An 11,751-nucleotide genomic window follows, 5' to 3' on the forward strand; every position below is an offset into this window, starting at 1 on the left:
GCTCTCAGCGGAGTAGGAGCACGTCAGCGGAGCAGGAGCGCGAGCGGGCCTACCACCACGTAGAGCGCAAGCGTCCACAGCGCCGCCGCGCCTTCAATCCATCGCCCGGCCCCTGCAACCGGCCGCCGGAGGAACTGCACCGCCGCCCCGACGCAGAGGAGCAGGACCGGAGCGAGCGCGCCCGCCACCAGCCCTACGGTCCCTGCCGCCGCCCCGAAGCCCACAGCGGCTCCGCAGGCCAGCCCCACGGCCCCGAGCCAGACAGAGACGGCGCGGCCGCGCCCCCATGCTGCGCTGTAGGTCTCGACCCCCAGCTCCTCGTCGTCCGGTGCCCGCACCTTGCGGCCGACCTCGATCACGGTGCCAGTGAACCAGCTCGCTGCGAGGAGCCGGCCCAGGCCGCCCGGCCATGCTGCCCACCCGTCGCAGGCCGCGGCGAAGAGCGCGATCAGCGGGACGACGAGGCCGTGCGAAACGAGCACAGCCCACGGTCGCTCCTCTAGCCAAGTGCGCGCGAAGAACTCCACGCTCATGAGCGCGCCGAACCCCCACACAAGGCCCAGGTACGGTAGCAGCCGAAGGTCGAAGAGCACGACCAGAGCGAGTTGTACCACCGCCACGCCCAACCCGGCAGCAGCAAGCGCGCGTAGCGTCACGAGGCCACGCGGGACGGGTCGGAGGGGGCGGTACTGCCGGTCCGCCTCAGCGTCCTTGAACTCGTCGGCCACGCGGAGTTGGAAGAAGAACCCGAGCACGACGAGCGCAGCTACGGCGAAGGCCGCCGCCGGAGGCCACCCCGGCACGTCACGGAGCAGGTGAGCAGCGCACAGCGCCCCGCCTGCGAACACCGCGACGAGCACGCCCTGGCTCTGGAGCGGGAAGCGCTCTTGGAGGTATGTCCCCCAGCGGACGAGTGCAGATCTCGGTTCGGACATGGGTGGACGAATCATCAGGCAGGGGCCACGGACAACCGTCCGGACGCTGACCTCGCTAGCCTCCTTGAGGGCGCAGAAATACGAGGAGTCAGTCGCGGCGGAACTGCATGCGCTGGTGGAGGCGCACCCGGCCCGATGGAGCACCGTCGACGTAGACCGCGCGCCACCCCTGGAGGTCGGCTTCGGCCTCGACGCAGACCTCGGCCTCGGCGGGCACGTCGGCCGCGCGGCGCACGGTCTCCTCGGGCGTCCGCCCGCGCGTGCGGCCGGAGGTCCGGCCCGGCCCGACGGCGTCGAGTTCGTATTGCGGCATGGGGTTGGGTTTTGGGGTGAAGCGTCCGTAAGATAGCGGGTAGCGAGGAACGCGACCGGCGGGGCGGCCGTGCAAGGCAGCCCACCGGAAGCGGTTCCGCCGGTCTCGATTTCTGACACTCTTCCCCTCTCTCCCATGTCCGAGCCCACCAAGACCTTTCACGCCGGCGACGGCGCTTCGGCCGCCGTCTCCACCGAACCTGGCGCGCAGCAGGCCGGCGCGGCGACCGCCGAGGCGGCCAGCCTCCGCGGGGCCCCCGACCACGTCGCCGACGACTTCCTCCCGATCAACGGGACGGACTACGTCGAGTTCTACGTCGGCAACGCGAAGCAGGCGGCCTACTTTTACGCCGCCGCCTTCGGCTTCGAGATCATCGGCTACCGCGGACCGGAGACGGGCCACCGCGAGGCCGCGAGCTACCTGCTGAAGCAGGACAAGATCCGGTTCGTCTTTACGACCGCGCTCTCCTCCAGCCACCCCATCGCCGAGCACGTCCACCGGCACGGCGACGGGGTCCGCGACATCGCCCTCTGGGTCGGCGACGCCCGGGCCGCCTTCGAGGAGGTCACCAAGCGCGGGGCCGTTCCGGTGCGCGAGCCCGAGGTCCTGGAAGACGAGCACGGCGAGATCGTCGTCGCGGCGATGGGGACCTACGGCGACACCATCCACACGTTCGTCGAGCGCACGAACTACAGCGGCCTCTTCATGCCGGGCTTCGAGGCGTGGACGAACGCCGACTGGAGCACGACGCCGGTCGGGCTAAAGTACGTCGACCACTGCGTCGGCAACGTCCACCTCGGCGACATGAACCGGTACGTCAAGTACTACGAGGACACGATGGGCTTCCGCAACATCCTCGTCTTCACCGACTCCGACATCCAGACCGAGTATTCGAGCCTGATGTCGAAGGTAATGAGTAACGGCAACGAGCGGATCAAATTCCCGATCAACGAGCCCGCCGAGGGCAAGCGCAAGAGCCAGATCGACGAGTACCTCGAGTTCTACGACGGGGCCGGCGTGCAGCACGTCGCCCTCGCCACCGACGACATCCTCAGCACGGTCTCGAAGCTCCGCAGCCGCGGCGTCCAGTTCCTCACGGTCCCGACGACCTACTACGACGTGCTCCAGGACCGCGTCGGCAAAATCGACGAGCCGGTCGACGAACTCGCCAAGCTCGGCATCCTCGTCGACCGCGACCTGGACGGCTACCTGCTGCAGATCTTTACCAAGCCCGTCGAGGACCGCCCGACGGTGTTCTACGAAATCATCCAGCGCAAGGGCGCGCGCACCTTCGGCGAGGGCAACTTCAAGGCCCTCTTCGAAGCCATCGAGCGCGAGCAAGAACGGCGCGGCAACCTCTGAGTCTCTGGTTTCTAGTTCCCGGTTTCTAGCTTCTCGCTGGCGACCGGGGCCTCAACCAGAAACGAGAGACCAAAAACCAGAAACCCTACAGCTATGCCTTACTACGTCCGCATGGGGAACGTCCCGCACAAGCGGCACACCCAGTTTCCGCGCACCGACGGCGCGCTCCACACCGAAGAGGTGATCGGGGCCGAAGGCTTCTCCGGCATCCAGTCGCTCGCCTACCATCTCCACCCGCCGACGCTCGTCGAGCGCGTGCTCGAGCCCGAGCCGTACGCGGTCGAGTTCGTCGAGAAGGACTTCCTGCGCCACCGGCACTTCCTCGGCAAGGAGGTCGAGCCGGGCGGCACCTGGCTGACAGGGCGGCGCTACATCATGGGCAATCCCGACGTCAACCTCGCCCTCTGCGCCCCGACCGAGCCGATGGGCGAGGCCGAGTTCTTCAAGAACGCGACCCACGACGAGCTCGTCTACGTCCACGACGGCGAGGGCCGCCTGGAGACCGTCCTCGGGACCGTCGAGTTCACGAAGGGCGACTACGTCCACGTCCCGCGCACGATCACCCACCGCTGGGTGTTTACAGGCGACGTGCAGCCGCGCCTGCTCGTGATCGAGGCCCCGACCGAGTTCCGCCCGCCGAAGCGCTACCGCAACAGCGTCGGCCAGCTCCTGGAGCACTCGCCCTACTGCGAGCGCGACTTCCGCCCGCCGAGCGAGTTGAACACGGTCGACGAGGAGGGCGAGTTCGTCGTCCGCATCAAGAAGCACGGCAAGCTCCACCCGTTCGTCTACCGCTACCACCCGTTCGACGTGGTCGGCTGGGACGGCTACATGTACCCCAACGCGATCTCGATCCACGACTTCGAGCCGATCACGGGCCGCGTCCACCAGCCGCCGCCGGTGCACCAGATGTATGAGGCGCACAACTTCGTCGTCTGCTCGTTCGTCCCGCGGCTCTTCGACTACCACCCGGACTCGATCCCGGCCCCGTACAACCACTCGAACATCGACTCCGACGAGGTGCTCTACTACGCCGAGGGCGACTTCATGTCGCGCAAGGGCATCGACCGGGGCAGCTTCACGCTCCATCCGGGTGGCATCCCGCACGGCCCGCACCCCGGCACGACGGAGGCCAGCATCGGCGTCAAGGAGACGCACGAGCTCGCGGTGATGGTCGACACGTTCCGGCCGCTCCACCTCACAAAAGCTGCCCTCCAGATCGAGGACGAGGACTACCAGCTTTCGTGGCAGCCCGAGAAGCACGGCCACCCACTCCCCGACGCCGCTCCGGTCCCGCCGGGCGCGAACGTCGGCGGTGATGGAGCCGTCACGGACGCTTCGCCCGCCGACGCGGCGCGGTAGCCTCTCGCCTCGCACCCGTAGTTTCAGGGGCGGCCTCGCGGTCGCCCCTGTCTCGTTTCAGCCCCCTTCATTCATGCCCGACACCTACCCCTTCGGCCAGGCCATCGCCTGGCAACCCGACCTGGCGCAGCGCACCAATCTCCACCGCTTCATGGAGCGCGTCGGTGTGGCCGACTACGAGGCTCTCCTCGCGTGGGCAACGGATGACGTAGGCCGGTTTTGGGATACCGTGCTGGACGACCTCGGGGTCGAGTTCTACGAGCCGTACGGGCAGATCCTCGACACGTCGGACGGCATCGAGTTCGCACGATGGTGCGCCGGCGGGCGGATGAACATCGTCCACAACCTGCTCGACAAATGGCAGGGCACGGAGGTCGCCGAGCGCGACGCGGTGCGGTGCGAGAGCGAGGCGGGCGCCGTGCGGACGCTGACCTACCGCGAACTGCACCGCGAGGTCGGTCGCTGTGCCTCGGCGCTCCGCACGCTCGGAATCGGGAAGGGCGATGCGGTCGGGCTGTACATGCCGATGACGCCGGAACTCATCGTCGCCTTCCTCGCGGTTGCCAAGATCGGCGGCGTGATCCTGCCGCTGTTCTCGGGCTACGGCGCGACGGCCGTCGCCACCCGTCTCGCCGACGGCAAGGCGAAAGCGCTCTTCGTCTCGAACGGCATGATGCGGCGCGGGCGGCAGGTCCCGATGAAGCCGACCGCCGACGAAGCCCTCGCCGACGCGCCGAGCGTGCAGCACGTTTTCGTCTACGAGCACGTCGCCGGCCTCGACGTACCCATCATGCGCGGGCGCGACCGGACGTGGGACGAACTGATGGCCCTCGCGAGCGACGACTCCGAATCGGTTGAGACCGAGCGGACGGACGCCGAGGACGTGGTGATGCTGATCTACACGAGCGGGACGACGGGCCGGCCGAAAGGCGCAGTCCACACCCACTGCGGCTTCCCGGTCAAGGCGGCGCAGGACATGGCGCACCCGATGGACCTCCGCCCGGGCGAGGTCATGTGGTGGATGAGCGACATGGGCTGGATGATGGGGCCGTGGCTCGTCTTCGGCACGCTCCTGAACGGCGCGACGATGGTGCTCTTCGACGGCGCGCCGGACTACCCCAAGCCGGACCGGACGTGGGCGCTCTGTGCCCGGCACGGCGTGACCCACCTGGGGCTGAGTCCCACGCTCGTCCGCTCCCTCATGCCGCACGGCACAGCACCCGTCGAGCGGCACGACCTCGCCGCGCTCCGCGCCGTCTGCTCGACCGGCAGCCCGTGGGATCCCGAAAGCTGGACGTGGCTCTTCGAGACCGTGCTCGGCGGGGCGAAGCCGATCCTCAACTACTCGGGCGGGACCGAGATCTCGGGCGGGATCGTCTGCGGGTCGTTCCTGACGCCGCTCAAGCCCGGCGCCTTCTCCGGCCCGGTCGTCGGGATGGATGCCGACGTGGTGAACGACGAGGGCGAGCCGGTCCGCGGTGCCGTCGGCGAACTCGTCATCCGGCAGCCGTGGATCGGGATGACGCGCGGCTTCTGGGGCGACCGCGAGCGCTACCTCGACAGCTACTGGCGGCGGCACCCCGGCCTGTGGACCCACGGCGACTTCGCCGCCGTCGACAGCGATGGCCTGTGGTACATCCTCGGGCGAAGCGACGACACGATCAAGGTCGCCGGCAAGCGCCTCGGCCCGGCCGAGGTCGAGGCCGTCCTCAACGCGCACCCGGCGGTGCTGGAGAGCGCGGCCATCGGGGTCCCGCACGATATCAAAGGCCAGGAGGTCGTCGCCTTCTGCGTCCTCGCTGGCGGGTACGACCCGAGCGAAGACCTGCGGGCGGAGTTGGTCGGGCGGCTCGTGGACGCGCTCGGCAAGCCGCTCAAGCCGCGCGAGGTGAAGTTCGCTACCGCGCTCCCGAAGACGCGCAACGCCAAGGTCATGCGCCGCCTCATCCGCGCCGCCTACCTCGGCCTCGACCTCGGTGACACGTCGAGCCTCGAAGTGCCGGAGACGGTGGATGCGGTGCGGAACGCAGCATAGCAGCGCCGATCTGCACTACCAACCGCCTGCTTGGAGCGTTACCTTCCGGCGCTCATTTTCTCCCTCGCTGCTCGCCGCTGACCGATGCCTTTGCCCCGTCTGCTTGCCGTCCTGACCGCTGCCGTTACACTCGCCGGGTGCGCGGCTACGCGTCCTGCCGATCCGCTCCCGGAAGAGATCCCCACGCCGGTCGTCGAGACGACGGTCGTGGAAGAGACCGAAACCGCTGAGGCTGAGGAAGAAGCATCGGTGGCCGATGCGGCGCTGCTGCCGGGGGCCGCGCCGCGCGAGTGGCTGATGCTGGACAAGACCGACGACAACGTCCGCGGCATCAGCGCCGACCGGGGCTACCGCGCCCTCGCCGGGCGCAGCCCGCAGCGGACGGTCGTCGTTGCCGTGATCGACTCGGGGATCGACACGACGCACGCTGACCTGCGGGGCCGGATCTGGACCAACACCGATGAGGTCGCCGGCAACGGCGTCGACGACGACGGCAACGGCTACGTCGACGACCGGCATGGCTGGAGCTTTCTCGGCAACGCCGACGGCGAGAACATCCAGTACGACACCTACGAGGTGACGCGCGAGGTCGTCCGCCTCCGCCCGCTCTACCAGGACGCCGACCCCGCCGCGTTCACCGAGGAGCAGTTGGAGGAATACGCCTACTACCAGCGCGCCGAGGAGAAGCTGGCGGCGCAGCAGGAGGAATACACCGGCCTGCTCGCGCAGATGCAGATGGTCGAGCAGGCAACTGAGCAGGCCGTCACCATCCTCCGCCCGACGCTCGGCGAGGGGCCGTACGCACCGGAAAAGCTCCAGCCCGGCATCATCGACAGCGAAGAGGTGCAGCGGGCGAAGGGGCTTCTGAACTACCTCGCCTCGAACGGCCTCACCCCGGACGATGTGACGCAGCAGCGCAAACAGATCGCCAACGTCCTCGCCTACGGCTACAACACCGACTACGACCCGCGCCCGACGATCGGCGACGACCCGGCCGACCTCACCGAGCGTAGCTACGGCAACGGCGACGTGCACGGCCCCTACCCCGGTCACGGTACCTCGGTCGCGGGCGTTATCGCAGCCGTCCGGGGCAACGGCGTCGGCACCGACGGCGTGGCGGACAGCAGCGTCCTCATCATGCCGGTCCGCGCCGTCCCCAACGGCGACGAGCGCGACAAGGACATCGCCAACGCGATCCGCTACGCCGTCGACAACGGAGCCCTCGTGGTCAACATGAGCTTCGGCAAGTCGTACTCGCCGCAGAAGGCGGTCGTGGACGAGGCCGTGCGCTACGCCGAGGAGCGGGGCGTCCTCCTCGTCCACGCGGCCGGGAACGGCTCGAAGAACCTCGACGCCGCCGACAACTTCCCGACCGCCGCGCTCGACGACGGCACGCGCGTGAGCAATTGGCTAGAAGTCGGGGCGACGACGTGGAGTGCGGACCCGTTCGCGGCGACGTTCACCAACTACGGCCAGACGAGCGTCGACCTCTTCGCCCCCGGGGCCGAGATCGACGTGCTCTCGCCCGGCGACGCCGTGGACCGCTCCGACGGGACGAGCGTGGCGGCTCCCGTCGTGAGCGGCATCGCGGCCCTGCTGCTGAGCTACTACCCGGACCTCTCCCCGCTCGACGTGCGCGGCATCCTGCTCGACTCGGCCGTCTCGTACGAGGGCACCACCGCGCTCCGCCCCGGCTCCGACGAGCGCGTCGACTTCGGGACGCTCTCGGCGACGGGTGGCGTGGTCAACCTCGGGCGCGCGGTCGAACTCGCCAACGCTCGGAGCGGAAGCTAGGCGTCGGGTGCGTTGAGGAGCGCTTCCCGGTGCTTCCATTCCAGCAGCGCCAACCCGCCGACGAATACCGCTTCGCCGGTCAGGTGGGCGAGACCGAGCCAGGTAGCCTGCTCGCGGAACGTCCACGCCAGCCCGAGGCAAACCGGCACCCACGCGAGGTTGGCGGCCACCAGCAGCTTGATGCCACTCCTCGGCCGCTCGGCCCGGCGGGCGAGCGAGAACGAGCACGAGGCGTAGAGCAGGTTCACGACGCCCGTGAAGAGCAGCACCTTGTGGGGTAGCCCTTCGATCCGGCTGAGCCACCCGCTGAGCGCGAGAACGGTCACCCCAGCGACCCCGCCCGCGATGCAGTCCACCCACAGCAGCCGCCGGAGGATGTAGCGGGCGGCCTCAGCCGCTGACGATCTCTTCGAGCGTGATCGCAAACGTCAGGTCCTCGCCAGCCAGCGGGTGGTTGGCGTCGAGCGTCACGGCCTCGTCCGTCACCTCGGCGACACGCACCGCGAGCGACTGCCCGCTGGAATCGGTGAGTTCCAGTTCCTCGCCGACTTCAGGGTCGAGGTTCTCCGGGAACTGCTCCGGGGGCACGCTCAGCATCATCTCGTCCCGGCGCGGACCGTACGCCTGGTCCGCCGGAATCTCGACGGTCTGCGACTCGCCCGTGGCCATGCCGGTCACGGCCTCGTCGAAGCCCGCGATGACCTGCCCGCCGCCGACGGTGAACTCGAGTGGCGGCCGGCCGGCAGACGAGTCGAACTCGGTGCCGTCGGCGAGGGTGCCGGTGTAGTGGACGCGGACGGTGTCGCCTGCGGTGGCGTAGGACATGGGTCTGGGCGTGTGGGTGGGTGAGGGTACGAGCGTGTGGGAGTTGGGAGCGCGCTACAGCAGGCCCCCATCCTCCCACACGCCCGACCGCTAGTTGCGGCTCATCATCAGCCGGAGGACGTACCAGAACATCAGCGCGACCGAGGCGAAGAGTTCGAGCGACGCCGCGACGTGCCGGTCCTCGGGGTAGTCGCGGAGGATCTTCGAGGTATCGTAGAGGATCGCCGCGCCCGCGAGACCGATCATCGCGACCGAGAACCAGGTCCCGAGCTCGAAGCCGAACAGCACACCGGCCACAATGGCGACGATGGCGACGATGAAGCCCCACTTGAGGAGGCCGCCGAGGACCGAGAAGTCCTTGCCCGTCAGCACGGCGACCGCCGTGAGGCCGGTGAACCCGAGCAGCGTCACCCACGCCGCGCTGCCGATCACGCCGGGGGCGACGGTGTTAGCGATGTAGAGCAGCGGTACGAAGATGATCGCCTGGGCAAACACGAACCCGCCGAGCGCCGCGTACTGCGCGGCCGGCGAGAGGGCCGAGTGCGCCGTCCGGCTCGCGAACCAGCTCACGATCACGAACCCGCCGAGCACGAGCAGCCAGTTGACACTCAGCATCGCCTCGGCGATAGGAAATGCGAGGCCCGACTTGAAGAGGGCGACCTCGATGCCCGTGAAGAGCAGGATCGCGCCGAACAGGTGGAGGTAGGTCCGCGTGACAAACGCCGCCCGCGCCTCGGAACCGAGGGATGCGACGGGAGCGGAGAGATTGTAGGTATCCATCGAAGATGTCGTCAGTGGGTTAGGAAGACGGACGAAACGCGCCGCCGGGCCCCAGAACCCGCACCGTCCGGCTCTCGTTCCCGCCTACCTATCGGATCGAAACAGAGAATCAAACGGGTCATCCTGGCCCGATACGGCGGCGGCCACGGTCCGGCCCATGCGGAAGCCGTAACCCATCCCGTGCCCGGTGAAGCCGCCGACCCACCACGCCTGATCTACGCCCGGCACGGTGCCGAACCGGGGTAGGCCGGTCGAGGAAAAGCCCATCGTCCCGCTCCAGCGCCGCGCGACGTCGGCACCGGCGAAGGCCGGGAAGTGGCGATGGAGGTAGGCCTCGAGGTCAGCCTGAAGCGGCGCGGTCGCCGCATCTTCGTAGCCGACTTCGGCCTCGCGGTGGAGGTGCCGGGCACCGCCGAGGAGGACTTCGCCCGTCGGGAGTTGGCGGATGTAGAAATAGCCCTCGTGCGAGTAGACCGGCAGGCCGAGCGCGTGCGGCTGCGGCGCGGTCGCCAGCATCTGGGCGCGGACGGGGCGAACGTGCTCGGCGAGGAGTGGGACGAGGCGCGGGAGGTAGGCGTTGAGCGCGAGAACGACGCGGCCGGCCTCCAGCGTGCCGCCACTCGTCACGAGCCGCACACCGTCGCCCGAAGGCTCGGCGCTCTGCACAGCGCAGTGCTCGACGACGCGGGCACCGCTCTGCTTAGCGAGGGCACGCACCGTGCGGACCGGGTGCAGCGCCGCTCCGCCCGCCACGCGCAGCGCGCCGAAGAACCCGACGCTTCCAATCTCGCGGTTGGCCTCATTCGGCGGCAGATACTCGGCCTCGACGCCGTCGGCTCGGAGCAAGTCGGCCGCCCGGCGTAGCCGCGCGTCTTCGGCCTCGTCGCCTGCTGCGGTCAAGCTTCCCGACGGCACCATCTCGACCTCTGCGCCGCCAAGCGCTTCGACGAGACCGTCGCGGTTCTCCTGGGTGAACTGCCACAGCCGGCGGGCTACCTCTGCGCCGCGCTCCTCGGCCGTGCGGGCGAAGTCGGCGTCGGTGCCCTGGAGCAAGAACCCGGCGTTGCGCCCGCTCGCACCGCTCGCCAGCCGGCCCCGCTCGACGAGCACCACGTCGAGGTCCGACTCAAGCTGCCGGAGCCAGTGGGCCGTCGAGGCTCCCGCGATGCCGCCCCCGACAACCGCCACGTCGCAGCGGCTCGGGGGCTCGCCAGCCGTAGCCACACCCGGCGCGTCCGCTTGCCAGTGGGAAACCGTTGCCATCAGGCGTTGACGTCCACTACGATCCGCCCCTGCGTCTCGCCGCGCGTGATCTTCTCGCTGAAGTCGACCACCTCGCCGAGTCCGATTGTCTGCTGCATGGCGTCCAGATCGTCGCTCGTGAGCAGGTCAGCCAGGCGATCCCAGGCTGCGCGGCGGCGCTCCGGCGGGCAGGTGTTGGAGTCGACCCCGAGGAGGTTTACGCCGCGCAGGATGAACGGGAAGACAGTCGTGGAGAGTTCGTGGCTCTGGGCGAGGCCGTAGGCGGCGACGCTGCCGTGGCGGTCGGTCTGCGCGAGGAGCGTGGCGAGCGTCTTCCCGCCCACGCCGTCGACCGCGCCAGCCCACCGCGCTTTTTCCATCGGCCGCGCCGGTCCGTCCCCGAGTTCGTCGCGCCTGATGATGCGGCTCGCGCCGAGCGTGCGGAGGTAGCCATGCGCCGACGGAGTGCCGGTCGAGGCGACTGCGTCGTACCCGAGCCGGGCCAACAAGGCGACGGCTAGGCTCCCGGCCCCGCCCGAGGCGCCCGTCACGACAACCTCGCCGCTTGCAGGCGTGACCCCGTGCTCTTCGAGCGCCGTCACCGCCAGCACCGCGGTAAACCCAGCCGTGCCGATCGCCATCGACTCGTGCAGGCTCAGCCCGTCCGGCAGAGCGACGAGATGCTCGGCGCTGGCCCGGGCGCGCTCAGCGAAGCCGCCCCACCGGTCCTCGCCGGTCCCCCACCCGGTCAGGATCACCGCATCGCCCGGCGCGAACCGGTCGCTCTCCGACGCCGCGACGGTCCCGGCGAGGTCGATCCCCGGCACGAACGGGAAGGTGCCGCGCACGATCTTGCCCTTGCCGGTGACCGCGAGGCCGTCCTTGTAGTTGAGGCTCGAATAGGCCACGTCGATCAGCACGTCGCCTTCGGGCAACTCGGCCTCGTCTACCTCGGTGAGCGCGGCGCGCAGGCCGTCGTCGGCTTGGGTGAGGAGCAGGGCGGTCATGGGACGGTGGACGGTCAGACGGTGGACGGTCAGACGGTGGACGGTCAGACGGTGGACGGTCAGACGGTGGACGGTCAGACGGTGGACGGTCAGACG

At 69.3% G+C, this 11,751-nt stretch carries 11 protein-coding genes; 4 read left to right on the top strand and 7 right to left on the bottom strand.

Going from position 1 to position 11,751, the window contains the following annotated elements:
• Positions 1–23 precede the first annotated feature (23 nt).
• Positions 24–935 (bottom strand): UbiA family prenyltransferase, encoded by a 912-nt coding sequence (locus tag AAGI91_12080; GenBank protein ID MEM1043354.1) that lies wholly within the window; start codon positions 933–935, stop codon positions 24–26.
• 88 nt (positions 936–1,023) lie between these two features.
• Positions 1,024–1,248 (bottom strand): hypothetical protein, encoded by a 225-nt coding sequence (locus AAGI91_12085; protein MEM1043355.1) that lies wholly within the window; start codon positions 1,246–1,248, stop codon positions 1,024–1,026.
• Between the two features lie 135 nt (positions 1,249–1,383).
• Here AAGI91_12085 and hppD point away from each other — a divergent pair, with 135 nt between their 5' ends.
• From hppD to AAGI91_12105, 4 genes are all read left to right on the top strand, one after another.
• Entirely contained in the window at positions 1,384–2,610 is a 1,227-nt protein-coding gene (gene hppD, locus AAGI91_12090; protein ID MEM1043356.1) for a 4-hydroxyphenylpyruvate dioxygenase, read from the top strand.
• A gap of 93 nt (positions 2,611–2,703) precedes the next feature.
• On the top strand, positions 2,704–3,972 hold the full coding sequence (locus AAGI91_12095) for a cupin domain-containing protein (protein ID MEM1043357.1): 1,269 nt from the start codon (positions 2,704–2,706) through the stop codon (positions 3,970–3,972).
• A 73-nt stretch (positions 3,973–4,045) separates the two neighbouring features.
• Positions 4,046–6,007, top strand: a complete 1,962-nt coding sequence (locus tag AAGI91_12100) for an AMP-binding protein (protein MEM1043358.1) — start codon at positions 4,046–4,048, stop codon at positions 6,005–6,007.
• 84 nt (positions 6,008–6,091) lie between these two features.
• Positions 6,092–7,801 carry a S8 family peptidase gene (locus AAGI91_12105; GenBank protein ID MEM1043359.1) on the top strand — a complete coding sequence of 570 codons (1,710 nt, stop codon included), beginning with the start codon at positions 6,092–6,094 and terminating at the stop codon, positions 7,799–7,801.
• Here the strand turns inward: AAGI91_12105 and AAGI91_12110 are convergent.
• The 5 genes from AAGI91_12110 to AAGI91_12130 all read right to left on the bottom strand — a co-directional run bounded on the left by AAGI91_12110 (position 7,798) and on the right by AAGI91_12130 (position 11,655).
• The gene (locus AAGI91_12110; GenBank protein MEM1043360.1) at positions 7,798–8,226 is read right to left on the bottom strand and encodes a hypothetical protein; all 429 of its coding nucleotides are present in this window, start codon (positions 8,224–8,226) and stop codon (positions 7,798–7,800) included. The two genes, AAGI91_12105 and AAGI91_12110, sit on opposite strands and share 4 nt — an antisense overlap.
• Complete coding sequence (locus tag AAGI91_12115) at positions 8,192–8,626, bottom strand: peptidylprolyl isomerase (GenBank protein ID MEM1043361.1); 435 nt, start codon at positions 8,624–8,626, stop codon at positions 8,192–8,194. The genes AAGI91_12110 and AAGI91_12115 overlap by 35 nt, the downstream gene beginning before the upstream one ends.
• A 90-nt stretch (positions 8,627–8,716) precedes the next feature.
• Positions 8,717–9,406 (bottom strand): Bax inhibitor-1 family protein, encoded by a 690-nt coding sequence (locus AAGI91_12120; protein MEM1043362.1) that lies wholly within the window; start codon positions 9,404–9,406, stop codon positions 8,717–8,719.
• An 84-nt stretch (positions 9,407–9,490) separates the two neighbouring features.
• Complete coding sequence (locus AAGI91_12125) at positions 9,491–10,669, bottom strand: FAD-binding oxidoreductase (protein MEM1043363.1); 1,179 nt, start codon at positions 10,667–10,669, stop codon at positions 9,491–9,493.
• Positions 10,669–11,655, bottom strand: a complete 987-nt coding sequence (locus tag AAGI91_12130) for an MDR family oxidoreductase (GenBank protein ID MEM1043364.1) — start codon at positions 11,653–11,655, stop codon at positions 10,669–10,671. The genes AAGI91_12125 and AAGI91_12130 overlap by 1 nt, the downstream gene beginning before the upstream one ends.
• Positions 11,656–11,751 lie beyond the last annotated feature (96 nt).

It is taken from the genome of Bacteroidota bacterium (assembly GCA_038746285.1).
Taxonomy (GTDB): domain Bacteria; phylum Bacteroidota; class Rhodothermia; order Rhodothermales; family JANQRZ01; genus JANQRZ01.